A 25,325-nucleotide genomic window follows, 5' to 3' on the forward strand; every position below is an offset into this window, starting at 1 on the left:
AAGGTCGCTGCATGAACACTCCCGTCCACGGCGCGCCACGCAATGGCGCACGCTGGCTGACGCAGGCCCTGGAGGCCGAAGGCGTGCAGACGCTGTTCGGCTACCCGGGCGGCACCATCATGCCGTTCTACGACGCATTGGTGGATTCCACCCTCAAGCACATCCTGGTGCGCCATGAGCAGGGCGCGGCGCTGGCCGCCAACGGCTACGCCCGCGCCAGCGGCAAGGTCGGCGTATGCGTGGCCACCTCCGGCCCGGGCGCGTCCAACCTGGTCACCGGCATCGCCGATGCGATGCTCGACTCGGTGCCGATGGTGTGCCTGACCGGCCAGGTCGGCACGCCGCTGCTGGGCACCGATGCGTTCCAGGAGCTGGACGTGTTCGGCATGACGATGCCCATCGTCAAGCACAGCTGGCTGGTGCGCAGCGTCGACGAGCTGCCGCAGGTGGTGGCCGAGGCGTTCCGCGTCGCCCGCGAGGGCCGTCCCGGCCCGGTGCTGATCGACCTGCCCAAGGACGTGCAGCTGGCCGATGCCACGCACCTGCCCGACCACGTGCCGGCCGCGGTCGACCCGGTGCCGGCGCCTGACGCGCAGCGCCTGGCCGAGGCGGTGGAGATGATCGCCGCCGCCGAGAAGCCCGTCATCTACGGCGGCGGCGGCATCGCCCTGGCCGAGGCGGTGGAGGATTTCCGCCAGTTCGTCGAGGCTTCCGGCATTCCCACCGTGCTGACCCTGCGCGGACTGGGCGCGCTGCCGGCCAACCATCCGCAGTACCTGGGCATGCTGGGCATGCACGGCACCCGCGCCGCCAACATGGCGGTGCAGGAGTCGGACCTGCTGGTCGTGGTCGGCGCCCGCTTCGACGACCGCGCTACCGGCAAGCTGACCGAGTTCGCGCCGTTCGCGCGCGTCATCCACCTGGATGCCGACGCCTACGAGATCGACAAGCTGCGCGGCGCCGACATCGCCCTGCCCGGCGACCTCAAGGCCGGCCTGCGCGCGTTGTCCGGCATCCGCGGCAACTGCAACGGCTGGCGCGCGCGCTGCGCCGCCAACCGCGAGAAGTTCGCCGCGCGCTACGACGCGCCCGGCCAGGACATCTACGCGCCGGCGCTGCTCAAGCGCCTGAGCGAGGTGGCCCCGGCCGATGCCGTCATCGCCTGCGACGTCGGCCAGCACCAGATGTGGGTGGCCCAGCACTGCCGTTTCGACCACCCGCGCAACCACCTGACCTCCGGCGCGCTGGGCACCATGGGCTTCGGCCTGCCGGCGGCGATGGGCGCGCAGTTCGCCTGCCCGGACCGCACCGTGGTGCTGGTCTCCGGCGACGGCAGCTTCATGATGAACGTGCAGGAGCTGGTCACCATCGCCCGCTGCCGGCTGCCGGTGAAGATCGTGCTGCTGGACAACTCCTCGCTGGGCATGGTGCGGCAGTGGCAGGAACTGTTCTTCGCCGAGCGCTACAGCGAGATCGACCTGTCCGACAATCCGGACTTCGCAGCGCTGGCGCAGGTGTTCGGCATCCCCGCCACGCGCATCACCCAGCGCGCCGACGTCGAGGACGCGCTGGCGGCGCTGCTCGACACCCCCGGCCCGGCGCTGCTGCACGTGGCCATCGACGCGCGCGCCAACGTGTGGCCGCTGGTGCCGCCGAACAACGCCAACAGCACCATGCTGGAAGGCAACCCCGCCCACGCCAAGGCCACTCAGGAGAGTTCCAATGCAATACCGGCTTGACCTGGTGCTGACGCCCGCCGAAGGCGCGCTGCTGCGCGTGCTGGGCATGGTCGAACGCCGGGGCTTCTCCCCGCGCAACATTGCCGGCAGCCGCGAGGCCACCGGTGCCGGCCGCTGGCACGTACAGCTGGAAGTGAGCGGCGAACGCCCGCCGGAAACCCTGTGCCGGCAGCTGGAGAAGGTCTACGACTGCGAATCGGTGCGGATCGTGGCGCTGGACCACGCCGGGGTAGCGGCATGAATCCCGATGTAGCCGTACGCCGCGGGAACGGGGAACGGGGAATGGGGAATGCCTGTTCCCTACGCGCCGTTCCCGCGCGTGTGCAGCGGAGGCGTCTTCTTCGACGCAGCGCCGCGCAACTCCATTCCCCGTTCCCTGTTCCCCGTTCCCCGCTTTCCGGCAATGCCTGACCGCGGCCGCGCCACCGCAGATACCGACAGCGCCGGCGGCGTAAACGTCAGCGTCGCCGACGTATTGGCCGCGCAGGCGCGCCTGCGCCGCTTCCTGCCGCCCACCCCGCTGCACTACGCCGAGCGCTTCGGCACCTGGCTCAAGCTCGAAAACCTGCAGCGCACCGGCTCGTACAAGGTGCGCGGCGCGCTGAACGCGATGCTGGCCGCGCTGGAGCGCGGCGACGAGCGCCCGGTGATCTGCGCCTCGGCCGGCAACCACGCCCAGGGCGTGGCCTGGGCGGCGTTCCGCCTCGGCGTGCAGGCCATCACGGTGATGCCGCACGGCGCGCCGGCCACCAAGATCGCCGGCGTGCAGCACTGGGGCGCGACCGTGCGCCAGCACGGCAACAGCTACGACGAGGCCTACGCCTTCGCCCGCGAACTGGCCGAACAGAACGGCTACCGCTTCCTGTCCGCGTTCGACGATCCGGACGTGATCGCCGGCCAGGGCACCCTGGGCATCGAACTGGCCCCGCACGCGCCGGACGTGGTGATCGTGCCGATCGGCGGCGGCGGCCTGGCCTCCGGCGTCGCGCTGGCGCTGAAATCGCAGGGCGTGCGCATCATCGGTGCGCAGGTCGAGGGCGTGGATTCGATGGCGCGCGCGATCAAGGGCGACGTGCGCGAGATCGCGCCGGTGGCCACGCTGGCCGACGGCGTCAAGGTCAAGATCCCTGGCTTCCTCACCCGCCGCCTGTGCGCCAGCCTGCTCGACGACGTGGTCATCGTGCGCGAGGCCGAGCTGCGCGAGACCCTGGTGCGGCTGGCGCTGGAGGAACACGTCATCGCCGAGGGCGCCGGCGCGCTGGCGCTGGCCGCCGGCCGCCGCGTGGCCGGCAAGCGCAAGTGCGCGGTGGTCTCCGGCGGCAACATCGACGCCGCCGTGCTGTCCACGCTGCTGTCCGAAGTGCGCCCCAGCCCGCCACGCAAGCCGCGACGGCGCAACGCCGAACGACTTAGAAGCCGCGTCGCCCCCAACGCGCCGCGGCCCTCCCGAAACGAACAAACCAATATCATCGCCAACGCTGTCGAGGAGACCCTCTGGTGAATACTCCAACCATCAACACCCCCCGAATTACCATCTTCGACACGACCCTGCGCGATGGCGAGCAGTCACCGGGCTGCAGCATGACCCCACCGCAGAAGCTGGTGATGGCGCGCGCCCTGGCCGAGCTGGGCATGGACGTGATCGAAACCGGTTTCCCGGCAAGTTCCCAATCCGACCGCGAGGCGATGGCGCTGATCGGCCGCGAGCTGCGCGACCCGGTGCTGGCGGTGCTGTCGCGCTGCCTGCCCGGCGACATCGAGACCTCGGTCAAGGCGCTGGAAGCGGCGGCGCGCCCGCGCCTGCACCTGTTCCTGTCCACCAGCCCGCTGCACCGCGAGCACAAGCTGCGCATGAGCAAGGAGCAGGTGCTGGAATCGGTGCACAAGCACGTGAGCATGGCGCGCGGCTACGTCGACGACGTCGAGTTCTCGGCCGAGGACGCCACCCGCACCGAGCTGGATTTCCTGACCGAGGTGGCGCAGGTCGCCATCGCCGCCGGCGCTCGCACCATCAACCTGCCCGATACCGTCGGCTTCACCACGCCCGACGAGATCCGCGCGATGTTCCAGCACGTCATCGGCAACGCCGCCGGCGCCGACAAGGTGGTCTTCAGCGCGCACTGCCACAACGACCTGGGCCTGGCCGTGGCCAACTCGCTGGCCGCCATCGAAGGCGGCGCGCGCCAGGTGGAAGGCTCGATCAATGGCATCGGCGAACGCGCCGGCAACTGCGCGCTGGAAGAGATCGCCATGGTGCTGAAGGTGCGCAACGCCTTCTACAACTTCGACACCGGCTTCGATACCCGCCGCATCGTGCCGACCTCGCAGCTGCTGCAGCGCCTGGTCGGCATGCCGGTACAGCGCAACAAGGCCATCGTCGGCGCCAACGCGTTCGCGCACGAATCGGGCATCCACCAGCACGGCATGCTGCGCAACCGCAACACCTACGAAATCATGCGCCCGGAAGACGTGGGCTGGGAGTCCTCGCAGATGGTGCTGGGCCGCCACAGCGGCCGCGCCGCGGTCGAGGCGCGCCTGCGTGCGCTGGGCTACTGGCTGGAGGAGGAAGAGCTGAAGCTGGTGTTCGACCAGTTCAAGGCGCTGTGCGAGCAGCAGCGCGTGGTCACCGACGCCGACCTGCAGACCCTGATGCAGGGCAACTCCGGCAGCGACGGCTACCGCCTGGCGTCGATGACCATCAGCGACGTCGGCAGCCGCGCCAACGCGCTGGTCGAACTGTCCGACCCGGAAGGCAACCGCGTGGCCGAGACTGCGCAGGGCGACGGCCCGGTCGATGCGCTGTTCTCGGCGCTGTCGGCCGCCACCGGCGTGCAGCTGACCCTGGACAGCTATCACGTGCACAGCGTCGGCATTGGCGCCGACGCGCGCGGCGAGGCCAACCTGGGCGTGCGCCACGAGGGCAACATCTACGAGGGCACCGGCACCAGCCGCGACATCATCGAGGCCAGCGCGCTGGCCTGGCTGGACGTCACCAACCGCCTGCTGCGCCAGCGCGAAGGCAGCAAGACCCAGGAAGCCGTCAGCGCCTGAGCGCGACGGCCCCTCACAGGCAACGGAACAAGACGCAATGAGCTCCGCACCCAAGACCCTGTATGACAAATTGTGGGACGCGCACGTCGTCGTCCCCGAAAGCGACAGCGCGCCGGCCGTGCTGTACATCGACCTGCACCTGATCCACGAGGTCACCTCGCCGCAGGCCTTCACCGAACTGCGCGAGCGCGGCCTCGCGCCGCGCCGCCCGGACCGCACCAAGGCGACGATGGACCACTCCACGCCGACCCTGCCGGCCGGCGCCGACGGCAAGCTGCCGTACGCGAGCAAGGCCTCCGAAGCGCAGGTGCAGATGCTGGCGAAGAACTGCGCCGAGTACGGCATCGAGCTGTTCGACATGGCCTCGAGCAGCCGCGGCATCGTGCACGTCATCGCGCCGGAACAGGGCTTCACCCAGCCGGGCATGACGATTGTCTGTGGCGACAGCCACACCTCCACCCATGGCGCATTCGGCGCGCTGGCCTTCGGCATCGGCACCAGCGAGGTCGGCCACGTGCTGGCCACGCAGTGCCTGCTGCAGCGCAAGGCCAAAACCATGTCGATCACCGTCGATGGCGAACTGGCGCCGGGCGTCGGCGCCAAGGACGTGGTGCTGCACATCATCGGCGTGATCGGCGTCAACGGCGGCACCGGCCACGTGCTGGAATTCCGCGGCTCCACCATCGCGGCGATGGACATGGAACAGCGCATGACCCTGTGCAACATGTCCATCGAGGCCGGCGCGCGCGCCGGCATGGTCGCGCCGGACAAGGTCACCTTCGACTGGGTCGCCAGGACCCCGCGCGGCCCCAAGGGCGCCGACTTCGACAAGGCGGTCGCCTACTGGAAGACGCTGCGCAGCGACGAGGGCGCGCGCTTCGACGTGGACGTGCACATCGACGCCGCCGACATCCGCCCGACCCTGACCTGGGGCACGCACCCGGGCACCGCCATCGCCGTGGACGCGCCGATCCCGGCCGCCAACGACGCCGCCGCGCAGAAGGGCCTGGACTACATGAAGTTCGCCGCCGGCCACGCGCTGGCCGGCACGCCGGTGGACGTGGTGTTCGTCGGCTCCTGCACCAACGGCCGCCTGAGCGACATGCGCGAGGTGGCGCAGGTGCTGCGCGGCCGCCGCGTCGCCGAGGGCGTGCGCATGCTGGTGGTGCCGGGCTCGGAGATCGTCAAGCGCGACGCCGAGGCCGAGGGCATCCACGAGATCGTGCGCGCCGCTGGCGCCGAATGGCGCGAACCCGGCTGCTCGATGTGCATCGCCATGAACGGCGACCTGGTCGCGCCGGGGCAGCTGGCGGTGAGCACCAGCAACCGCAATTTCGAGGGCCGCCAGGGCCCCGGCTCGCGCACCCTGCTGGCCTCGCCGCTGAGTGCGGCCTGGGCAGCGGTGAACGGCAAGGTCGCCGATCCGCGCGAGCTGTTCAACAAGGAGGTGGCGTGATGGCCGGTTTCCGTACCCTGAGCTCGCGCAGCGTGGTGCTGCGCCAGACCAACATCGACACCGACCAGATCATCCCGGCGCGGTTCCTGTCCACCACCGAGCGCGCGGGGCTGGGCAAGAACGCCTTCAACGACTGGCGCTGGCAGGCCGACGGCTCGCCCAACCCGGAATTCGCCTTCAACCAGCCGCAGAACGAAGGCCGCTCGATCCTGCTGGCCGGCCGCAACTTCGGCTGCGGCTCCTCGCGCGAGCACGCGCCGTGGGCGCTGACCGACCTGGGCTTGCGGGCAATCGTGAGCGGCGAGATCGCCGACATCTTCCGCGGCAACTCGCTGAAGAACGGCCTGCTGCCGATCGTGCTGGACGAGGCCGACGTGCAGGAACTGATGCAGCGCCCGGACGACGAACTGACCATCGACGTGGCCACGCGCGAACTGCGCACGCCGGCCGGCAAGGTGTATTCCTTCCCGCTGGACGGCTTCTCGCAGACCTGCCTGCTGGAAGGCGTAGACCAGCTGGGCTGGCTGCTGGGACGGGTGCCGGAGATCGAGCGGTACGAAAGCCAACGCCACGCCTGACCTGCCCCCTGCTCCCCGTAGGAGCGACTTCAGTCGCGAAGAAGCCTTCCCGGCAAAGCCCTTCGCGGCTAAAGCCGCTCCTACGAACAACAAAATCACTGGAAGACCCCATGCAAGCCAACATCGTCGTACTGCCGGGTGACGGCATCGGCCCCGAGATCACCGTCGCCGCGGTGGACGTGCTCAAGGCCATCGCCAACCGCTTCGGCCATGACTTCAGTTTCGCCGAACACGACATCGGCGGCATTGCCATCGACAAGCATGGCGAACCGCTGCCGGCCGCCACGCTCGAAGCCTGCAGCAAGGCCGACGCCGTGCTGCTCGGCGCCGTCGGCGGGCCCAAGTGGTCCGATCCCAACGCCAAGGTGCGCCCGGAACAGGGCCTGCTGGCGATCCGCAAGGCACTGGGCCTGTTCGCCAACCTGCGCCCGGTGCGCACCCACCCCGCCGCGCTGCATGCTTCGCCGATCAAGGCCGAACTGCTCACGGATGTGGACTTCGTCGTCGTGCGCGAGCTGACCGGCGGCATCTACTTCGGCGACAAGACCCGCGACACGGAAAGCGCCAGCGACCTGTGCCGCTACACCGTGGCCGAGATCGAGCGCGTGCTGCGCAGCGCCTTCCGCCTGGCGCAGCAGCGCCGCGGCAAACTGACCTCGGTGGACAAGGCCAACGTGCTGGAGACCTCGCGGCTGTGGCGGGATGTGGCCGCGCGCATCGGCCGCGAGGAATTCCCGGACGTGGAACTGGAACACCAGCTGGTCGATTCCATGGCCATGCACCTGACCGCCAAGCCGCGCGCCTACGACGTGATCGTCACCGAGAACATGTTCGGCGACATCCTCACCGACGAGGCCTCGATGCTGGCCGGTTCGCTGGGCCTGCTGCCGTCCGCCTCGCTAGGCGAGCAGGGCAAGGTCGGCATCTTCGAGCCGATCCACGGCTCGGCGCCGGACATCGCCGGCAAGGGCATCGCCAACCCCTACGCCACCATCCTCAGCGCGGCCATGCTGCTGCGCCACTCGCTGGGGCTGGAGGCCGAAGCCGCGGCCGTCGAGCAGGCGGTCGCCGCCGCGCTGGACGACGGCCTGTTCACCGCCGACCTCGCCGCGCAGGGACGAGCGCTTTCCACATCCCAGGCGGCGCAGGCGGTTCTCGCCCGCCTGCAATGACTCCATGACGCGGCCTACGGGCCGCGTTTTCGTTCCGGCTGTCCATTTGCTGTCCCTTCCCCGCCTTCAGGAGGAATGCCCTTGAACCACCGCAGTCCCGACGCCTTCCTGGCCTACGTCGCCAGCCGCGACCCTTACCAGCCCGAGTTCCTACAGGCGGTCAAGGAAGTCACCCACAGTCTCTGGCCGTTCCTGCAGCAGCACCCGCAGTACGCGCGGCATGGCCTGCTCGAGCGCCTGGTGGAAACGGAACGGGTCATCCAGTTCCGCGTGGCCTGGGCCGACGACAGCGGCCGCACCCACGTCAACCGCGCCTTCCGCGTGCAGCACAGCTCGGCCATCGGCCCGTTCAAGGGCGGCATGCGCTTCCACCCCTCGGTGAACCTGTCGATCCTGAAGTTCCTGGCCTTCGAGCAGACCTTCAAGAACGCCCTGACCACCCTGCCCATGGGCGGCGGCAAGGGCGGATCGGACTTCGACCCCAAGGGCAAGAGCGAGGGCGAGGTGATGCGCTTCTGCCAGGCGCTGATGCTGGAGCTGTACCGCCACCTCGGCCCGGACACCGACGTGCCGGCCGGCGACATCGGCGTGGGCGCGCGCGAGGTCGGCTTCATGGCCGGCATGATGAAGAAACTCAGCAACGACGCCGCCTGCGTGTTCACCGGCAAGGGCCTGGCCTACGGCGGCAGCCTGATGCGCCCGGAAGCCACCGGCTACGGCACCGTGTACTTCGTCGAGCAGATGCTGCACCACGCCCGCCGCGAAACCCATGGCGCCAAGGTGCTGATCTCCGGCTCCGGCAACGTCGCCCAGTTCGCCGCGCTCAAGGCCGCCGAACTCGGCGGCAAGGTACTCACCTTCTCCGACTCCGGCGGCACCCTCTACGCCCGCGACGGCTTCGACGAACAGGGCATGCAGGACGTGATGGCGCTGAAGAACGAACGCCGCGGCCGCCTGTCCGAACTGGCCGGCGACAAACGCTTCGAGTTCCTCGAAGGCCGCCGCCCCTGGCACATCCCCGCCGACATCGCCCTGCCCTGCGCCACCCAGAACGAACTGGACGAAAGCGACGCCCGCACCCTCGTGCACAACGGCGCCCTGTGCGTGGCCGAAGGCGCCAACATGCCTTCCACCCTCGAAGCGGTGGACGTGTTCCTGCAGGCCGGCACCCTGTACGCCCCCGGCAAGGCCAGCAACGCCGGCGGCGTCGCCACCTCCGGCCTGGAAATGAGCCAGAACGCACTGCGCCTGTCCTGGCGCCACGCCGACGTGGACGAGCGCCTGCACGTGATCATGAAAGAAATCCACGCCAACTGCGTGCAGCATGGCAAGCGCGAAGACGGCAGCGTCAACTATGTCGATGGCGCGAATATCGCGGGGTTCGTGAAGGTGGCCGATGCGATGTTGGCGCAGGGGTTGTATTGAGGTTTGCTGGTCCCTTCTTCTGATCAGAAGGAGGGACACCGCTGTACCTGGTCCAAGCGATGCACCCTTTTGAGGGCTTGAGCGCTTGCGTTATGCCGAGCAACTCGGGGTGTAACCGATAGGGCCGCAAACGCGCGGTGTTTACCGCCGGCCTCGGGACCGCACCACACCGCTCATCCCTTCCAAGCCATTGATATTTCCGGCATCACCACATCTTCACATTAGTGCCGGAAAGCGGGACACTTGGGCAACGCCGCGATTAGGCGGCCGAATAGGCGTTAGGGGGCTTGAGAAATGTCTTCGTCGCTGAAACCACTAAAATCAGTTGCGCACAACGTCTGCCACCAGTTCGCCAGCACGCTTAACTACTGGGCCGGTGACTACGGCATTAACCACTTCGCTCGGTCTGTCGTTGCTGCGGGCGGCTCCGTCGCTGTAGATCTCCTTGCTGGCACGTCGCAGCCGCCCTTGGTAGGAGAGGGAGCTCTGGGTGTGCATCAGCTCGCCGCCGCTCTTCCGGCCTTGCTCCTCAAGGAAGGCTTCGACACAAACCTACTACTGTCCTCTGCTGTCGCCAACTACCGCGTTCGCGGCCCTTTGCCGGAGCCCGGGGGCAACGTGGCGTACGATTGGCGCGTTGAATTCAATACGGTTGGGGATTGCTCGTACGTGGTTGAGTTTTCGGAGCTCAACGCACCGTAGCCACCCCCTAACAATTCATTCAAGCCGAACCCGCTTCGCGGGTCGGCTTAATTCAGGCGTTAGGCCTCATGAGAAAACTACTTGCGGTCCATGACAGCTTTGACGTCCCGGAGAGAGGGCAGGTCATTGTCGGGAGGAGTGAGGATAAGGATGCGCAGCTTCTAGCCGGCCAAACGTTCCTACTAGTTCTAACCAATGGCGAGCGCCATAGCCTCACGGCACTTGGTGTAGAGCAATTTACCCGCTGCTTCAGTGACGCTACCCAGCTTGGCATACTTATCGGTGAGCAACTCAACACTGCCGCGCCTCTGTCAGATTCTGAGATCTGGGTTGAGGCCTAACAGTTCATTCAAGCCGACGCCGCTTCGCGGCTCGGCTTAATTCAGGCGTTAGACATTGGAGAGAGGGATGTTCGATGAACTAGTTAAAACAGTGCGCCTGCACCTTTCTGAGAGACTGACAAGTCCGCTGCTAGGCGCTTTCATCATCTCTTGGGGAGCTTGGAATTATAGGTTTCTCCTAATCATCCTTTCTAGCGAGCCAGTTGAAAGAAAATTCGAGCTTATTGATCAGTTAGCGTTCCTTGATCTTAACCACGCAATTATTCGCGGAATCGCGCTTCCTCTCCTTACTTCTCTAGCATACTTGTTCATATATCCGTATCCGGCAAAATTCGTATATGCATTCACTCGTCGTCAGCAAAGAGCGATTCTAGAGATACGGCGACAGATTGAAGAAGAAACGCCCCTTACTATTCAAGATTCGCGAAAAATCCGCACTGATTTGGCTAGAGCTGAATTAGAGTACTTTGCTGAACTAGAACGAAAAGATAGAGAGATCGAAAGGCTTCGCTCCCAATTGATCCCAGCCAGTACCGATCCAGAGCCGGAATCATCTCCCGGCAATGATGGTAAATCTGAACCCGAGAATTCACCATTGGGAGACGAGCTTGTAACAATGCTCCTCAAAATTGAAAAGCTTAGCGGCGAAGCCCCTGAACAGGCATTGATTTCATCTTCTGGAATGTCGAAGACTGAAGCGGAATACAACCTGGGGGAGTTAGTGCGTCTCGGTTTGGCAAGACGCAATTACAAGTCTTCCCGCAGCGCCTACGTGTATACATTCACTCATAGCGGAAGAGCGGCACTGCTGACTGCCAAGAGGCAAGCAGCCAATGTCTAACAATTCATTCAAGCCGACGCCGCTTCGCGGCGCAGCTTAATTCAGGCGTTAGCTGATGATGGGGAGTTCTTAGCTGATGAAGATCAAAGCTGTGACGGTGAATCGCTTTCGGGGCTACTCCGAGCCGGTTGTTGTTGGGCTCGACGACCTGTCCGTATTGGTAGGTCGAAACGACATCGGAAAGTCGACCATTCTCGAGGCCCTGGATGTCTTCTTCAACGAAGGTAAGGGCTGCATCAAACTCGATAAGGAAGACATCAACAAGTCTTGCCTCGCTCGCGGGGAGGACCAGATTGAGGTCAGCGTTGAGTTCACCGAACTCCCGGCCGAGATTGTGATCGATTCCACCAACCGGACTACCTTGGCGAGCGAGTACTTGACTACCGCACAGGGCACTTTGCACGTCATCAAGCGATTCTCTCCATCAGGAAAGGAGCGCGTCTTTATCCGCGCAAGTCATCCCACTGCTGACGGCTGCTGCGATCTTCACCAAAGGAAGATCACCGACCTGCGCAAGGCTGTGGACGAGAAGGGCTTCTCTTGCTCCGACAAGACGCGGAGCGCAGAGCTTCGAAAGGCCATCTGGGCTGGTCACTCCGACCTTGCACTTAGCGAATGCGAGATTGAAATCGCCAAAGAGGACACAAAGGCTATCTGGGATCAGCTCAAAGCGAAGATGCCGCTATTTACGTTGTTCCAGTCCGACCGGAAGAATGCCGAGTCGGACGATGAAGTACAGGACCCAATGCGCGTAGCAGTCCGAGAAATACTCGGCGATCCAGCAATTCGCGCAAGCCTTCGGGAAGTGGCAGATAAGGTTCGTGCGCGTTTGGAGGAGGTTGCAGGCCGAACTCTCGAGAAGCTTCATGAATTGAACCCTCAACTAGCTGCTTCACTGGAACCGCAAATACCGGATTCGGACGCGCTCAAGTGGCCGGACGTCTTCAAAAGCGTTGGAATATCTGGGGACCAGGGAATACCCATCAATAAGCGAGGCAGCGGGGTCAAGCGACTTGTACTGATCAGCTTCTTCCGCGCTGAAGCCGAGCGACGACTGGCTGAAACAGAAAATCGGCACGTGGTTTACGCGATAGAAGAGCCAGAAACCTCGCAGCATCCCGAACACCAGCGCGGCCTAACGGCCGCCCTCAAGGCGCTCTCGACTGCACAAGCCACCCAGGTTCTCCTAACAACGCACAGCCCAGAAATCGTCAAACACCTGAATTTTGACTGTCTCAGGCTTGTGTCAAGTAAGCCGCAAGAGCGCGTATCTCGCGTTCTGCCCAATGAATTGCCCTACCCGAGTCTCAATGAGGTCAGCTTCTCGGCATTCGGTGAACCGACATCGGAGTACCACGACGAGCTTTATGCGCACATAGAATCATCCGGTGATCTCGACGCATTCCGAGCTACTAGACCTGTCGTCAACTACGTTCGCCTCCTGAGAAGTGGTTCAACACGCACCGAGCAAATCAGTAGCACCGATTTCATTCGTCACCAAATTCATCACCCCGAGAATCCACACAACCAACGTTTCTCCCCCACCGATCTCTATGACTCCATTGCAGCCATGCGTGCCTTCATCAACGCTCAGCGGAATGCGGTCATCAGCTAACAATTCTTCCAAGCCGACGCCGCCTCTCGGCGCGACTTAACTCAGGCGTTAGGCCTTCGGCTTATATGCAACAGATGCGGTGGGCGGCATTGCCCGCCCACCGCATGAAGCAAGCTATTCCTCAGCAGCAATCACGATACCGCGCCGGGTGACTATCACCCGTGCGTTCTGGCCGACTTTGAGGCCGGCGGCCTCCAGCCAGTCGCCGCACAGTCGCAGGTAGGGCACCTGTCGGGTCTTGAAGCGGCGATCCTTTTCCTTGGCTCGGCTCTCGTAGTACTGGCAGCCGACTTTCAGGATGCGCGACGTAAACCGGGGTTCGATCTGTTCGGTCATGACGATCTCCTACGATTCGTTCTGTCTATTTCGCCTCCTGTTCAGAGAGGCGGCCGGGTGCTTGAACACGGTCGTAGGGCCGCCCGCAGCTTTTCCCTTTCGGGTCTTGCATGACTGCGCGCCACCCGGCCATAGAAAGCGCGGGGCACAAAAAAGCCACTGGTCTGTCGGGAGTGGCTTCCGCCTACGAAGGTGTGTTCAGCACCTGCGTAGGATGTAATCACCACCTCGCGGCAGGGTCAACGTCAAACAATCCCCCGCAGCCGCCCCAGAGTTACCCGATCCCGCTGCTCCAAGTCCTGCACGGTTTCCACTTCGCCGAAGCCTCCCTGCTCCAGCAGCGCGCGGATGGCCGGGCCCTGGTCCCAGCCGTGTTCGAGCAGCAGCCAGCCGCCGGGGACGAGGTGGTCGGGGGCGCCGGCGATGATTTCGCGGATGGCGTCCAGGCCGTCGGCGCCGGAGGCCAGGGCCGGGGGCGGTTCGAAGCGCAGGTCGCCCTGCTGCAGGTGCGGGTCGCTGGCGGCGATGTAGGGCGGGTTGCTGACCAACATGTCGAAGCGGTCCGCGCCCAGCGCGGCGTACCAGTGGCCGCGGCGGAACCAGACGTTGTCCAGGCCGTGGGCCTGGGCGTTCTTCACCGCCACCGCCAGGGTGGGGCCGAGCAGGTCGGTGGCCATCACCGTGGCCAGCGGGCGTTCGCTGGCGATGGACAGGGCGATGGCGCCGCTGCCGGTGCCCAGGTCGGCGACGCGCGCCATGTGGTCGGGCGGCAGCCGCGCCAGCGCCTGTTCCACCAGTAGTTCGGTTTCCGGGCGCGGAATCAGGGTGGCGGTGTTGACCTGCAGGTCCAGGGTCCAGAAGCCGCGGCGGCCGGTGAGGTAGGCCAGCGGGTGGCCCTGGGCGCGGCGTTGCAGCAGCAGCTCGAAGCGCTGGCGGGCGTCGTCGTCCACCGGGTCGGTGGCGTGGGCGAACAGCCAGGCGCGGTCCACGCCCAGCACGTACAGCAGCAGCTGTTCGGCCTCATGGCGGGCGTCCTCGCCGGGCAGCGTGGCGGCGCCTTCCCGCAACAGCTCGGCAACCTTCGGGCTGGACACTTCACTACCTCTTCGCGGGACGTTTCCGGGACCGGGAGGATAGTCACCCGGCCTGTCGCTGCCTACCGCGGCGGCGCCGGCCGGGATCGAGCCTGCCTATGCCTGCCCGTTCAGTTTGGCGGGCAAGGCGGCTTGGAAAGCCGGAAAAGTACCCGATATCGGGGTCAGAGCCCGCCCGGCGGGCTGAATCAATAGTCAATATCTATTGATGCGATGCATTCAATTCATTTGTTTTATTAGGCACTGCCTATTAGCCTGTGTTCCACGGTTCACCACCCGTCCCTTCAACCAAGAGGAAGTTCCATGTCCCTTATCAACACCCAGGTCCAGCCGTTCAAGGTCAACGCCTTCCACAACGGCAAGTTCATCGAAGTCACCGAGGAAAGCCTGAAGGGCAAGTGGTCGGTGCTGATCTTCATGCCGGCGGCCTTCACCTTCAATTGCCCGACCGAGATCGAGGACGCGGCCGAGCATTACGCCGAGTTCCAGAAGGCGGGCACCGAGGTCTACATCGTCACCACCGACACGCACTTCTCGCACAAGGTGTGGCACGAGACCTCGCCGGCCGTGGGCAAGGCCAAGTTCCCGCTGATCGGCGACCCGACCCACCAGCTGACCAACGCCTTCGGCGTGCACATTCCGGAAGAAGGCCTGGCCCTGCGCGGCACCTTCGTGATCAACCCGGAAGGCGTGATCAAGACCATGGAGATCCACTCCAACGAGATCGCCCGTGACGTGTCCGAGACCCTGCGCAAGCTGAAGGCCGCCCAGTTCACCGCCGCGCACCCGAACGAAGTGTGCCCGGCCAAGTGGAAGGAAGGCGAAAAGACCCTGACCCCGTCGCTGGACCTGGTCGGCAAGATCTAAAAGCGAGAAACGAGTGGAGAGGAGTGAGGAACGAGTAACACCTCACTCCCTTCATCCGGAAACACTCCCACCCCGCTCTGGCGGGCGTGGGGGTGAACCGAAGCCGCGTCGAGCCAGCCCGCTCGTCGCCCGCCAGACGCGGTTCCGGTTCACCCCTACTTTCCCCGGCGCGTTGCCTGCCGCAACCGCGCCCTCCCCCCGTTTTGCCTCGAACAAGGAGTTGCGCCGTGCTCGACGACACCCTCAAGACCCAGTTGCAGCAGTACATGGGCCTGCTGCGCCAGCCGCTGCGCCTGGTGGCCTCGCTCGATGGCAGCGCCGCCAGCACCGAGATGCGCGGCCTGCTGGACGACATCGTCGCCGCCGGCAACGGCAAGATCAGCCTGGACGCCTCGGGCACCGATGCGCGCAGGCCCTCGTTCGTGATCGCCCGCGAAGGCGAAAGCCACGGCGTGCGCTTCGCCGGCCTGCCGCTGGGCCACGAGTTCGAATCGCTGGTGCTGGCGCTGCTGTGGACCGGCGGCCACCCGCCGAAGGTGGCGCAGGAAGTGATCGACAGCATCAAGGCGGTGGACGGCGAGTTCGCCTTCGAGGTGTACATGTCGCTGACCTGCCACAACTGCCCGGACGTGGTGCAGGCGCTGGCGCTGATGGCCATCCTCAACCCGAAGATCAACACCACGGTGATCGAGGGCGGCGCGTTCCAGCAGGAAGTGGAACAGCGCCAGGTGATGGCGGTGCCGATGGTGTTCCAGGGCGGGGAGATGTTCGATTCCGGGCGCATGACGCTGGAGCAGATCGTCGCCAGGCTGGACACCGGCGCGGCGGCGCGCGATGCGCTGAAGATCAACGCCAAGGATGCGTTCGACGTGCTGGTGGTGGGCGGTGGCCCGGCCGGCGCGGCGGCGGCGATCTACGCCGCGCGCAAGGGCATCCACACCGGCGTGGCGGCCGAGCGTTTCGGCGGCCAGGTGCTGGATACGCTGGCGATCGAGAACTTCATCTCGGTGCAGCACACCGAAGGCCCGAAGCTGGCCGCGGCGCTGGAACAGCACGTGCGCGAGTACGAGGTGGACATCATGAACCTGCAGCGCGCCACCAGGCTGGTGCCGGCCGGTGCTGATGGCCTGGTGGAAGTGCAGCTGGAGAACGGTGCTTCGCTGAAGTCGAAGTCGGTGATTCTTTCCACCGGCGCGCGCTGGCGGCAGATGAACGTGCCGGGCGAGAACGAATACCGCAACAAGGGCGTGGCCTATTGCCCGCACTGCGATGGCCCGCTGTTCAAGGGCAAGCGCGTGGCGGTGATCGGTGGCGGCAACTCCGGCATCGAGGCGGCCATCGACCTGGCCGGCATCGTCAGCCACGTCACCGTGTTCGAGTTCGACAGCAAGCTGCGCGCCGACCAGGTGCTGCAGGCCAAGCTCAACAGCCTGCCCAACGTGAAGGTGGTGCTCAACGCGCAGACCACCGAGGTGCTGGGCGACGGCCAGAAGGTGACCGGCCTGGTCTACACCGACCGCGTCGGCGGCGATTCGCACCGCGTGGAACTGGAAGGCATCTTCGTGCAGATCGGCCTGCTGCCGAACACCGAGTGGCTGCGCGGCACGGTGGACCTGAGCGGGCGCGGCGAGATCGTCATCGACGAACGCGGCCAGACCAGCGTGCCGGGCGTGTTCGCCGCCGGCGACTGCACCACGGTGCCGTACAAGCAGATCATCATCGCCATGGGCGCCGGCTCCACCGCCGCGCTGAGCGCGTTCGATCATCTGATCCGCACGTCGGCGCCGCAGCCGGTGGCGGTGGTGGCCGAAACCGCCTGACGCTTGAGCCCCTCTCCCTCGGGGGTGAGAGGGGCAGCTTGCGAACCCTTGGTTCGCTGCCCCTCGAACGCCCTTGCGCCAGCGCAAGGGCCGGGGCGCGAAGCGGGGGTTGGGGTGAGGGCAAGGGCGAAGCCCTGCAATATCAGGCTGCACGACGCTTCGCCCGTACCCTCATCCGCCCCTACGGGGCACCTTCTCCCAACGGGAGAAGGAACAACGTTCCGAGGCCGAAATGAACCTGCGTGACCTCAAATATCTGGTGGCGCTGGCCGAGCACAAGCACTTCGGCCGGGCCGCGGCCGCGTGCTTCGTCAGCCAGCCCACGCTCTCCACCCAGATCAAGAAGCTGGAGGAAGAGCTGGGCGTGCCGCTGGTGGAGCGCGCGCCGCGCAAGGTGATGCTGACCCCCGCCGGGCGCGAGGCGGCGGCGCGTGCGCGCGGCATCGTCGCCGAGGTCGAGCAGATGAAGGAGGCCGCGCGCCGCAGCCGCGACCCCGAGGCCGGCACGGTGCGGCTGGGCATCTTCCCCACGCTGGGGCCGTACCTGCTGCCGCACGTGGTACCGGCGATCCGCGAGCGCTTTCCACAGCTGGAACTGCTGCTGGTGGAGGAAAAGAGCGACGTGCTGCTGACCCAGCTGCGCAACGGCCAGCTCGACGCCGCGCTGTTGGCGCTGCCGCTGCATGACGAGCAGCTGCACGCCGAATTCCTGTTCGAGGAACCCTTCGTGCTGGCCGCGCCGGAAAGCCACCCGCTGGCCGCGCATGCGACGCTGGGCATGGGCGACCTGGCCGACCAGCGCCTGCTGCTGTTGCAGGACGGCCACTGCCTGCGCGACCAGGCGCTGGATGTCTGCCACCTGGCCGGCGCGCTGGAGAAGTCCGAGTTCCAGGCCACCAGCCTGGAGACGCTGCGGCAGATGGTGGCGGCCAACGTCGGCGTCACCCTGCTGCCGATGCTGGCGGTGAAGCCGCCGGTCGCGCGCTCGGAGAACATCCGCCTGCTCGGCTTCACCGGCGAGGACGCGCCCAGCCGGCGCATCGCCATGGTCTGGCGCCGCAGCTCGGCCATGGGCGACTTCCTGCAGCAGCTGGCGGGCATCTTCCAGCACCTGCCGCCGGGCCTGCTGGCCCTGTAATACACCGTGCCCCCCGTAGGAGCGACTTCAGTCGCGAAGGGGCTTTCCCGGTAAAGCCCCATCGCGACTGAAGTCGCTCCTACCGCTGCGCCGGGGGCACGTACAGACGCCTGAACCGGGGCCGCCGGCGCATTGCATCCCCGCCGCCCCGCCCCCATGATCGGGGTGGGTCGCATCCGTTCGACATTCCCAGCACAATAGGCCCGGGCGGTGCCGGCTTGGCGCCGCCTTTTGCTTGTCTCTCAACAATTGCAGGAGTTTTTTCCATGCCGACCAACAGCGGCCTGCCCCCATCGATCATCGTCTCCAGCCGCGACATGGCCCGCCTCGAGGCCATGCTCGATTCCCCGGCCCTGAGCCGGCACCCGGCCGCCGTCGCCCTGTCCCAGGAGCTCGAACGCGCGCAGGTGCTGCCGCCGGAGGAAATCCCCGCAGGCATCGTCACCATGCACTCGCGCGTGGACTGCGTGGACGAGCTGCACAACGAAGAACATTCCCTGACCCTGGTCTATCCGCACGAGGCGGATTTCGACAAGGGCCGCGTCTCGGTGCTCGCACCGGTCGGCAGCGCCCTGCTGGGCCTGTCCGTCGGCCAGACCATCGACTGGACCGCACCCGGTGGCCGCCAGCTGCGCCTGCGCGTGACCGCCGTCCACTACCAGCCCGAAGCCGCGGGCGATTTCCACCGCTGAGCGCCGCGCGCCGGCCCCCGTACCAGGAATTCCGCAATGACCCGATCCAAGCTCGCCCAGCTGCGTGACCTGTCCGTCGTCGTCGCCGACACCGGCGATTACGACGCCATCAAGCGCCTGCGCCCCGTCGACTGCACCACCAACCCGACGCTGGTGAAGAAGGCCCTCGACCTGCCGGTCTACGCCGGGCTGATCGAGCGTGAGCTGGAGTGGGGCCGCGCGCAGGCCGGCGACCGCACCGAGGTCGCCAAGGCCGTGGTCGACCGCCTGACCATCGGCGTGGGCACGATGCTCGCCGAACTGGTGCCGGGCCGCGTTTCCACCGAGGTCGATGCCGACCAGGCCCATGACACGGAAGCGACCATCGCCAAGGCGCGCCAGTTCATCGCCATGTACGAAGCGGCCGGCGTGCCGCGCGACAAGGTGCTGATCAAGATCGCCGCCACCTGGGCCGGCGTGGAGGCCACGCGCGTGCTGCAGGCCGAGGGCATCGACTGCAACCTGACCCTGATTTTCAACCCGACCCAGGCGCTGGCCTGCTCGGAAGCCGGCGCGTTCCTGATTTCGCCGTTCGTCGGCCGCATCCTGGACTGGTACGTGGCCAACGGCCAGGCGCCGGCCAATATCGACGAGGACCCGGGCGTGAAGTTCGTGCGCGGCGTGTACGCCGAGTTCAAGCGCCGCGGTTCGCCGACGGTGGTGATGGGCGCGTCGTTCCGCTCCACCGCGCAGATCGAGGCGCTGGCCGGCTGCGACCGCCTGACCATTTCGCCGGACCTGCTGGAAAAGCTCGACGCCGACATGGGCGAACTGCCGCGCAAGCTCTCCCCGCAGCCGGCCGAGGCGGTGGATGTCGCGGCGATCAATGAAGCGAAGTTCGACGCCGACATGGCCGCCGACCCGATGGCGACCGAGAAGCTGGCTACCGGCATCGATGCCTTCGCCAAGGACCTGCAGGCGCTGCGCCAGCGCATCGCCGACGAACTGGCTGCCTGATCTTCGTAGGAGCGCACCTTGGTGCGCGACAGGCTTCACCGGCAAAGCCCCATCGCGCACCAGGGCGCGCTCCTACAGATTTGGATTGCACGCCTGGGGGATGCCCAGGATGTCTGGCCGCGAAGGCGCATGCGGGCAAGCCCCGCATCTACGGCGCTGGGGGCTTCAGAATCCTGAGCTCCAGCCCAGCCGACAGCGCGTCGCCGACGAGCTGGCAGGCTGACCTTCGCAGGAGCGCACCTTGGTGCGCGGCAGGCTTCACCGGCAAAGCCCCATCGCGCACCAAGGTGCGCTCTACAGATTTTGATTGCACGCCTGGGTGATGCCCAGTGGATGTCTGGCCGCGAAGGCGCATGCGGGGCAAGCCCGCGCATCTACGACGCTGGGGGGTCAGAATCCTGAGCTCCAGCCCAGCCGGCAGCGCGTCGCCAACGAGCTGAAACGCCGCCCTCGCAGGAGCGCACCTTGGTGCGCGGCAGGCTTCACCGGCAAAGCCCCATCGCGCACCAAGGTACGCTCCTACAGGCGTTCCGGCGATGGCCGGCGGATGTCTGACCGGGACGGCGCATGCGGGGCAAGCCCCGCATCTACGGCACCGGCTTCAGAAGATCCCGAGTTCCAGCCCCGCCGCCAGCAGCGCGCCCAGGTCGCGGCCGCGCGCCAGTTCCGTTTCCGGCAGCACTTTCGGTGCCGCAATCGCTTCCGGCGTCTGCGCATGGGTGCAGACCAGCACTGGTTCGGCCACTTCGCGCAGGCGCAGGCCGGTGGCGATGCGCCGCAGCTGGGCGATGGTCGGCTGCCCGTCCGAGCCGGCGCAGACCACCAGCGCATACGGCTTGCCGTCGCAGCGGCCCAGCAGCGGGTAGTAGCTGCGGTCGAAGAAATCCTTCATCGCGCCGCTGATCGAGGCCAGCGTCTCCGGCGTGGCGAACACCACCGCATCGGCGGCCAGCACGTCCTCGGCGCCGGCCTCGGCCGCGCGCAGCAGGCGCACGTCCAGCGCGTCGCCGGCGTTCTCGCGCGCTGCGGAGGCGACCGCTTCGGCCATCGCCCGGGTGGCGCCGGTGAAGCCGTGCCACACCACCAGCAACCGCCGCGGCGCGGCGACGGTCACCTCAGGCGTCCAGCCCGATCGGGCAGCTCACGCCGGTGCCGCCGATGCCGCAGTAGCCGTTCGGGTTCTTGGCCAGGTACTGCTGGTGGTAGTCCTCGGCGTAGTAGAACGGCGGCGCCGGGAACAGGATCTCGGTGGTGATGTCGCCGTAGCCGGCGGCATTCAACTGCTGCTGGTAAGCGTCGCGGCTGGCGATGGCGACATCGAACTGCGCCTGCGTATGGCAGTACAGCGCCGAGCGGTACTGGGTGCCGGTATCGTTGCCCTGGCGCATGCCCTGGGTGGGATCGTGGCTTTCCCAGAAGGTGCGCAGCACCGTGTCCAGCGCGACCTGCGCCGGGTCGAACACCACGCGCACCACCTCGGTGTGGCCGGTGAGCCCGGAACAGACTTCGTCGTAGGTCGGGTTGGGGGTGACGCCGCCCTGGTAGCCGACCGCCGTGGTGACTACGCCCGGCAACTGCCAGAACTTGCGTTCGGCGCCCCAGAAGCAGCCCAGCCCCACGTCCAGCACCTGCAGGCCGGCGAAATCGCCGCGCAGCGGCTGGCCGTTGACGTAATGCACGTTGTGCAGCGGCAGCGGCGCCTCGCGCCCCGGCAACGCGTCTTCCGGCCGCGGCAGGCGCTGCTTGAACGCGCCGATGCCCAACAGCCCTTGTCCGATACCCAGCATGATCCGCTCCTCAGGCCGGCAGGAGTCCCGGCGCTTCGTCATCGTCACAGATGGGGCCGGCCGCGTCGTCGTCCAAGGCCAGCGCGGCGACGATGTCGTCGGCCTCCGGTTTGGCCGCGTCCGGCACGCAGACCCGCAGCAGGCCGAACAGCGGCAGCTCGCCGCCGGCGCCCAGCAGCGATTCGCCGAACACGAAGGCCGGGATGCCGGCGTCCTCCAGCGCGTGCTTGACCAAGTGCGCGTCGAACAGGTTGCTTGTCTGGTAGACCAGTTGCATGGGGTTCTCCGCAGTCAGGCCGGGCGGCACAGGGCGTCGGTGGCGGCCACGCGCTCGCTCTCCTGCTCCGCCGCCTGGCGCCACTGCCGCAGCGCCGGCAGGGCGAACAGCGCCTGCATGTAGGCCGCAGCAGTGTCGTCCACCGTCACGCCATAGCCGTCGAAGCGGATCGCGACCGGCGCGAACATCGCATCGACGATGCCGAACCCGCCGAACAGGAAATCGCCGCCGGCGCCGTGGTCGCGGCGCAGTTCGCGCCACAGCGCCTGCACGCGGTCGATGTCGCGCTGCGCGGCGGCGTCCCAGCCGTAGCCGTCGGGCCGGCGGCGGCTGTTCATCGGCAGCTGGGTGCGCAGGGCGGTGAAGCCCGAATGCATCTCCGCCGCGGCGGCGCGGGCCAGCGCGCGCCGGTGCAGGTCGGCCGGCCAGCCGTTGCCGCCCAGCCAGCGCTCGTTGGCGTATTCGCAGATCGCCAGCGAGTCCCAGACCGCCAGCTCGCCGTCGCGCAGGGCCGGCACCTTGCCTGTGGGCGAATGGCGCAGGGCCTGGGCGGCGAAGTCCGACGCGTCCAGCGGCAGCCGCACCTCGTCGAACTCCACCCCGAAATGGCGCAGCAGCAGCCAGGGCCGCAGGGACCAGGAGGAGTAGTTCTTGTTGCCGATCACCAGGACGGGGCGGTTCATGGGCGCAACCTGCGGGCGGGACGCCCAGCATAGCGCCGGTCCGGCAGCCGGCGCCCGGCTCGGCTAAACTTGCGTTCTTTCAATACGCTGCGCCCCCAATGTCCGAGAACACGCCTGCCGCTGATGCCACGCCGGAGAACGCTCCCGCCGAAAAGCGCGACTTCATCCGCCAGATCGTCCGCGAGGACCTGGCCAGCGGCAAGCACACCGCGATCAAGACCCGCTTCCCACCCGAGCCCAACGGCTACCTGCACATCGGCCACGCCAAGTCGATCTGCCTGAACTTCGGCATCGCCGGCGAGTTCGACGGCGTGTGCAACCTGCGCTTCGACGATACCAATCCGGCCAGGGAAGACCCGGAATACGTGGCCGCGATCCAGGACGACGTGCGCTGGCTGGGCTTCGAATGGAACGAGCTGCGCCACGCCTCGGACTACTTCGAAGCTTATTACCTGGGCGCGCAGAAGCTGATCCGCGAGGGCAAGGCCTATGTCTGCGACCTGTCGGCCGAGGAAGTGCGCGCCTACCGCGGCAGCCTGACCGAGCCGGGCCGGCCCTCGCCGTACCGCGAGCGCAGCGTCGAGGAGAACCTGGACCTGTTCGCGCGCATGCGCGCCGGCGAGTTCGCCGACGGCGCCCGCACCCTGCGCGCGAAAATCGACATGGCCAGCGGCAACATCAACCTGCGCGATCCGGCGATCTACCGCATCAAGCACGTCGAACACCAGAACACCGGCAACGCCTGGCCGATCTACCCGATGTACGACTACGCGCACGCGCTGGGCGATTCGCTGGAAGGCATCACCCATTCGCTGTGCACGCTGGAATTCGAGGACCACCGCCCGCTGTACGACTGGTGCGTGGACAACGTCGACTTCGCCCATGACGACGCGCTGACCCAGCCGCTGGTGGACAAGGGCCTGCCGCGCGAAGCGGCCAAGCCGCGCCAGATCGAGTTCTCGCGCCTGAACATCAACTACACGGTGATGAGCAAGCGCAAGCTGATGGCGCTGGTCACCGAGCAGCTGGTGGACGGCTGGGACGACCCGCGCATGCCGACCCTGCAGGGCCTGCGCCGCCGCGGCTACACGCCGTCTGCGATGCGCCTGTTCGCCGAGCGCGTGGGCATTTCCAAGCAGAACTCGCTGATCGACTTCAGCGTGCTGGAAGGCGCGCTGCGCGAGGACCTAGACAGCGCCGCGCCGCGGCGCATGGCGGTGATCGAGCCGCTGAAGTTCGTGCTGGCCAACCTGCCCGAAGGCCACGAGGAAACGCTGACCTTCAGCAACCACCCCAAGGACGAGTCCTTCGGCGAGCGCCAGGTGCCGTTCTCGCGCGAGCTGTGGATCGAGCGCGAGGATTTCGCCGAAGTCCCGCCCAAGGGCTGGAAGCGGTTGGTGCCGGGCGGCGAAGTGCGCCTGCGCGGCGCCGGCATCGCCCGCGTCGATGAGGTGGTGAAGAACGAGGCGGGCGAGATCGTCGAGCTGCGCGGCTGGCTGGACCCGGAATCGCGCCCGGGCATGGAGGGCGCCAACCGCAAGGTCAAGGGCACCATCCACTGGGTCAGTGCGAAGCACGCGGTGGAGGCGGAAGTCCGCCTGTACGACCGCCTGTTCTCGGTGCCGAACCCGGACGACGAATCCGAAGGCAAGACCTACCGCGATCACCTGAACCCGGAATCGCGCAGGGTCGTCACCGGCTACGTCGAACCGGCCGCGGCCAGTGCGGTGCCGGAGCAGTCGTTCCAGTTCGAGCGCACCGGCTACTTCGTCGCCGACCGCCGCGACCACCGCGCGGACAAGCCGGTGTTCAACCGCAGCGTGACCCTGCGCGACACCTGGGCCGGCTGATCCCGGGGCGGCGGGCATGACGCCTGCCGCCGCCCGTTCCACCGCGACAGGACGTGCCTGCGCCCGCCCAGCGGGCCGGGCCGCACGGCCGCGCCCTGCACGGTCGGCATGGGTGCGCCGGGCTACACTGGCCGCCGCATTCCCCCGTTCAACGCTCACGAGGCACCGCCCCGCATGCTGTACGCGCAAGTCCACCTGACTCTCCCGGCCTGGATCCACGAAGTCGTCGACACCCGCCGCGCGTATCCGGGCGACGAGGCCAAAGTCGCGCTGGCGGTCGAGCTGTCGCGGCTGAACGTGGACGCGGAAACCGGCGGCCCGTTCGGCGCGGTGGTGTTCGGCCCGGACGACCGCGTCATCGCCGCCGCGGTCAACCGCGTGGTGCCGCACTGCACCTCGCTGGCCCATGCCGAGAACATGGCCTACATGCTGGCGCAGCAGCGCTTGCAGACCCCGCGCCTGAACGATGCGCTGTCGCCGGTGACCCTGGCCACCTCCTCGCAGCCGTGCTGCCAATGCTATGGCGCCACGATCTGGGCCGGCATCGACCGCCTGCTGATCGGCGCCAGCGCCGCCGACGTCGAGGAGCTGACCCCGTTCGACGAAGGCCCGCTGCCGGCCGACTGGGTCGGCGAACTGAACCGGCGCGGCATCGAGGTCGTGCAGGGCCTGCACCGCGACGCCGCCCGCGCCGTGCTGCGCCACTACGGCCAGAGCAACGGCGCGCGGTATTGAGCGTTCAAGTCCCTCTCCCCTCCGGGGTGAGAGGGGCAGCCTGCGAACCCCCGGTTCGCTGTCCCTCGAACGCCCTTGCGCCAGCGCAAGGGCCGGGGCGCGGAGCGAGGTGCCCCGCAGGGGTGGATGA

General features: G+C 67.0%; 23 protein-coding genes. 17 read left to right on the forward strand and 6 right to left on the reverse strand.

Annotated elements, in window-relative coordinates:
- Positions 1–11 precede the first annotated feature (11 nt).
- The 10 genes from ilvG (at position 12) to CQ393_RS14770 (ending at position 12,920) form a co-directional block, all read left to right on the forward strand.
- Positions 12–1,739, forward strand: coding sequence for an acetolactate synthase 2 catalytic subunit (gene ilvG / locus CQ393_RS14725; RefSeq protein WP_153192456.1), 1,728 nt, complete (start codon positions 12–14; stop codon positions 1,737–1,739).
- Complete coding sequence (locus CQ393_RS14730) at positions 1,723–1,980, forward strand: ACT domain-containing protein (RefSeq protein ID WP_153192458.1); 258 nt, start codon at positions 1,723–1,725, stop codon at positions 1,978–1,980. Before ilvG ends, CQ393_RS14730 begins: the two co-directional genes overlap by 17 nt.
- 162 nt (positions 1,981–2,142) lie before the next feature.
- The gene (locus tag CQ393_RS14735) at positions 2,143–3,240 is read left to right on the forward strand and encodes a threonine dehydratase (RefSeq protein ID WP_153192460.1); all 1,098 of its coding nucleotides are present in this window, start codon (positions 2,143–2,145) and stop codon (positions 3,238–3,240) included.
- On the forward strand, positions 3,237–4,790 hold the full coding sequence (locus tag CQ393_RS14740; protein WP_343199986.1) for a 2-isopropylmalate synthase: 1,554 nt from the start codon (positions 3,237–3,239) through the stop codon (positions 4,788–4,790). The genes CQ393_RS14735 and CQ393_RS14740 overlap by 4 nt, the downstream gene beginning before the upstream one ends.
- Before the next feature lie 37 nt (positions 4,791–4,827).
- Positions 4,828–6,246, forward strand: a complete 1,419-nt coding sequence (gene leuC / locus CQ393_RS14745; RefSeq protein WP_153192464.1) for a 3-isopropylmalate dehydratase large subunit — start codon at positions 4,828–4,830, stop codon at positions 6,244–6,246.
- A complete protein-coding gene (gene leuD / locus CQ393_RS14750; protein WP_153192466.1) occupies positions 6,246–6,824 on the forward strand; it encodes a 3-isopropylmalate dehydratase small subunit in 579 nt (192 codons plus the stop codon). Before leuC ends, leuD begins: the two co-directional genes overlap by 1 nt.
- Before the next feature lie 110 nt (positions 6,825–6,934).
- Complete coding sequence (leuB, locus tag CQ393_RS14755) at positions 6,935–7,996, forward strand: 3-isopropylmalate dehydrogenase (RefSeq protein ID WP_153192468.1); 1,062 nt, start codon at positions 6,935–6,937, stop codon at positions 7,994–7,996.
- 75 nt (positions 7,997–8,071) lie between these two features.
- Positions 8,072–9,421, forward strand: coding sequence for an NADP-specific glutamate dehydrogenase (gene gdhA / locus CQ393_RS14760; RefSeq protein ID WP_153192470.1), 1,350 nt, complete (start codon positions 8,072–8,074; stop codon positions 9,419–9,421).
- Between the two features lie 1,110 nt (positions 9,422–10,531).
- The gene (locus CQ393_RS14765) at positions 10,532–11,305 is read left to right on the forward strand and encodes a hypothetical protein (RefSeq protein ID WP_153192472.1); all 774 of its coding nucleotides are present in this window, start codon (positions 10,532–10,534) and stop codon (positions 11,303–11,305) included.
- A 76-nt stretch (positions 11,306–11,381) separates the two neighbouring features.
- A complete protein-coding gene (locus tag CQ393_RS14770; RefSeq protein WP_153192474.1) occupies positions 11,382–12,920 on the forward strand; it encodes an AAA family ATPase in 1,539 nt (512 codons plus the stop codon).
- A 114-nt stretch (positions 12,921–13,034) separates the two neighbouring features.
- Here CQ393_RS14770 and CQ393_RS14775 read toward each other — a convergent pair whose 3' ends face one another.
- Both CQ393_RS14775 and prmC read right to left on the reverse strand, forming a co-directional pair.
- Positions 13,035–13,256 carry a SymE family type I addiction module toxin gene (locus CQ393_RS14775; protein ID WP_153192476.1) on the reverse strand — a complete coding sequence of 74 codons (222 nt, stop codon included), beginning with the start codon at positions 13,254–13,256 and terminating at the stop codon, positions 13,035–13,037.
- Positions 13,257–13,501: 245 nt separating this feature from the next.
- Positions 13,502–14,350 carry a peptide chain release factor N(5)-glutamine methyltransferase gene (gene prmC, locus CQ393_RS14780; RefSeq protein ID WP_343199987.1) on the reverse strand — a complete coding sequence of 283 codons (849 nt, stop codon included), beginning with the start codon at positions 14,348–14,350 and terminating at the stop codon, positions 13,502–13,504.
- A gap of 303 nt (positions 14,351–14,653) precedes the next feature.
- Here prmC and ahpC point away from each other — a divergent pair, with 303 nt between their 5' ends.
- The 5 genes from ahpC to CQ393_RS14805 all read left to right on the forward strand — a co-directional run bounded on the left by ahpC (position 14,654) and on the right by CQ393_RS14805 (position 19,863).
- Positions 14,654–15,217 carry an alkyl hydroperoxide reductase subunit C gene (ahpC, locus tag CQ393_RS14785; protein ID WP_153192478.1) on the forward strand — a complete coding sequence of 188 codons (564 nt, stop codon included), beginning with the start codon at positions 14,654–14,656 and terminating at the stop codon, positions 15,215–15,217.
- A 227-nt stretch (positions 15,218–15,444) separates the two neighbouring features.
- Positions 15,445–17,037 carry an alkyl hydroperoxide reductase subunit F gene (ahpF, locus tag CQ393_RS14790; RefSeq protein WP_343199988.1) on the forward strand — a complete coding sequence of 531 codons (1,593 nt, stop codon included), beginning with the start codon at positions 15,445–15,447 and terminating at the stop codon, positions 17,035–17,037.
- A 232-nt stretch (positions 17,038–17,269) separates the two neighbouring features.
- Positions 17,270–18,175, forward strand: coding sequence for a LysR substrate-binding domain-containing protein (locus CQ393_RS14795; protein WP_153192480.1), 906 nt, complete (start codon positions 17,270–17,272; stop codon positions 18,173–18,175).
- 266 nt (positions 18,176–18,441) lie between these two features.
- Positions 18,442–18,867 carry a nucleoside diphosphate kinase regulator gene (rnk, locus tag CQ393_RS14800; RefSeq protein WP_153192482.1) on the forward strand — a complete coding sequence of 142 codons (426 nt, stop codon included), beginning with the start codon at positions 18,442–18,444 and terminating at the stop codon, positions 18,865–18,867.
- Positions 18,868–18,903: 36 nt separating this feature from the next.
- Positions 18,904–19,863, forward strand: coding sequence for a transaldolase (locus CQ393_RS14805; RefSeq protein WP_153192484.1), 960 nt, complete (start codon positions 18,904–18,906; stop codon positions 19,861–19,863).
- Positions 19,864–20,464: 601 nt separating this feature from the next.
- Here the strand turns inward: CQ393_RS14805 and CQ393_RS14810 are convergent.
- Genes CQ393_RS14810 through CQ393_RS14825 form a run of 4 tightly spaced genes read right to left on the reverse strand, consistent with a single transcriptional unit; the run spans position 20,465 to position 22,610 of the window.
- The gene (locus CQ393_RS14810) at positions 20,465–20,977 is read right to left on the reverse strand and encodes an NAD(P)H-dependent oxidoreductase (RefSeq protein WP_343199989.1); all 513 of its coding nucleotides are present in this window, start codon (positions 20,975–20,977) and stop codon (positions 20,465–20,467) included.
- Between the two features lies 1 nt (position 20,978).
- Positions 20,979–21,629 carry a peptide-methionine (S)-S-oxide reductase MsrA gene (gene msrA / locus CQ393_RS14815; RefSeq protein WP_153192505.1) on the reverse strand — a complete coding sequence of 217 codons (651 nt, stop codon included), beginning with the start codon at positions 21,627–21,629 and terminating at the stop codon, positions 20,979–20,981.
- A 31-nt stretch (positions 21,630–21,660) separates the two neighbouring features.
- Positions 21,661–21,927 carry a DUF2007 domain-containing protein gene (locus CQ393_RS14820; protein ID WP_153192486.1) on the reverse strand — a complete coding sequence of 89 codons (267 nt, stop codon included), beginning with the start codon at positions 21,925–21,927 and terminating at the stop codon, positions 21,661–21,663.
- Between the two features lie 14 nt (positions 21,928–21,941).
- Positions 21,942–22,610, reverse strand: coding sequence for a glutathione S-transferase family protein (locus CQ393_RS14825; protein ID WP_153192488.1), 669 nt, complete (start codon positions 22,608–22,610; stop codon positions 21,942–21,944).
- Between the two features lie 98 nt (positions 22,611–22,708).
- Between CQ393_RS14825 and CQ393_RS14830 the strand changes: the two genes are divergently transcribed.
- On the forward strand, positions 22,709–24,460 hold the full coding sequence (locus tag CQ393_RS14830; protein ID WP_153192490.1) for a glutamine--tRNA ligase/YqeY domain fusion protein: 1,752 nt from the start codon (positions 22,709–22,711) through the stop codon (positions 24,458–24,460).
- Between the two features lie 174 nt (positions 24,461–24,634).
- Complete coding sequence (locus tag CQ393_RS14835; RefSeq protein WP_153192492.1) at positions 24,635–25,195, forward strand: nucleoside deaminase; 561 nt, start codon at positions 24,635–24,637, stop codon at positions 25,193–25,195.
- The last annotated feature ends 130 nt before the right edge of the window (positions 25,196–25,325 follow it).

The organism is Stenotrophomonas sp. MYb238 (genome assembly GCF_009496535.1).
Taxonomy (GTDB): Bacteria; Pseudomonadota; Gammaproteobacteria; order Xanthomonadales; family Xanthomonadaceae; genus Stenotrophomonas.

Excerpts from the sequence above, each read along its gene's own strand:
- CQ393_RS14820 (WP_153192486.1), bottom strand. The coding sequence starts at position 21,927 with ATGCAACTGGTCTACCAGACAAGCAACCTGTTCGACGCGCACTTGGTC.
- CQ393_RS14775 (WP_153192476.1), bottom strand. The coding sequence starts at position 13,256 with ATGACCGAACAGATCGAACCCCGGTTTACGTCGCGCATCCTGAAAGTC.
- rnk (WP_153192482.1), top strand. The coding sequence starts at position 18,442 with ATGCCGACCAACAGCGGCCTGCCCCCATCGATCATCGTCTCCAGCCGC.
- CQ393_RS14730 (WP_153192458.1), top strand. The coding sequence starts at position 1,723 with ATGCAATACCGGCTTGACCTGGTGCTGACGCCCGCCGAAGGCGCGCTG.
- ilvG (WP_153192456.1), top strand. The coding sequence starts at position 12 with ATGAACACTCCCGTCCACGGCGCGCCACGCAATGGCGCACGCTGGCTG.
- leuC (WP_153192464.1), top strand. The coding sequence starts at position 4,828 with ATGAGCTCCGCACCCAAGACCCTGTATGACAAATTGTGGGACGCGCAC.
- leuD (WP_153192466.1), top strand. The coding sequence starts at position 6,246 with ATGGCCGGTTTCCGTACCCTGAGCTCGCGCAGCGTGGTGCTGCGCCAG.
- CQ393_RS14770 (WP_153192474.1), top strand. The coding sequence starts at position 11,382 with ATGAAGATCAAAGCTGTGACGGTGAATCGCTTTCGGGGCTACTCCGAG.
- CQ393_RS14805 (WP_153192484.1), top strand. The coding sequence starts at position 18,904 with ATGACCCGATCCAAGCTCGCCCAGCTGCGTGACCTGTCCGTCGTCGTC.
- ahpC (WP_153192478.1), top strand. The coding sequence starts at position 14,654 with ATGTCCCTTATCAACACCCAGGTCCAGCCGTTCAAGGTCAACGCCTTC.
- leuB (WP_153192468.1), top strand. The coding sequence starts at position 6,935 with ATGCAAGCCAACATCGTCGTACTGCCGGGTGACGGCATCGGCCCCGAG.
- CQ393_RS14825 (WP_153192488.1), bottom strand. The coding sequence starts at position 22,610 with ATGAACCGCCCCGTCCTGGTGATCGGCAACAAGAACTACTCCTCCTGG.
- CQ393_RS14835 (WP_153192492.1), top strand. The coding sequence starts at position 24,635 with ATGCTGTACGCGCAAGTCCACCTGACTCTCCCGGCCTGGATCCACGAA.
- CQ393_RS14735 (WP_153192460.1), top strand. The coding sequence starts at position 2,143 with ATGCCTGACCGCGGCCGCGCCACCGCAGATACCGACAGCGCCGGCGGC.
- CQ393_RS14830 (WP_153192490.1), top strand. The coding sequence starts at position 22,709 with ATGTCCGAGAACACGCCTGCCGCTGATGCCACGCCGGAGAACGCTCCC.
- CQ393_RS14765 (WP_153192472.1), top strand. The coding sequence starts at position 10,532 with ATGTTCGATGAACTAGTTAAAACAGTGCGCCTGCACCTTTCTGAGAGA.
- CQ393_RS14795 (WP_153192480.1), top strand. The coding sequence starts at position 17,270 with ATGAACCTGCGTGACCTCAAATATCTGGTGGCGCTGGCCGAGCACAAG.
- gdhA (WP_153192470.1), top strand. The coding sequence starts at position 8,072 with ATGCCCTTGAACCACCGCAGTCCCGACGCCTTCCTGGCCTACGTCGCC.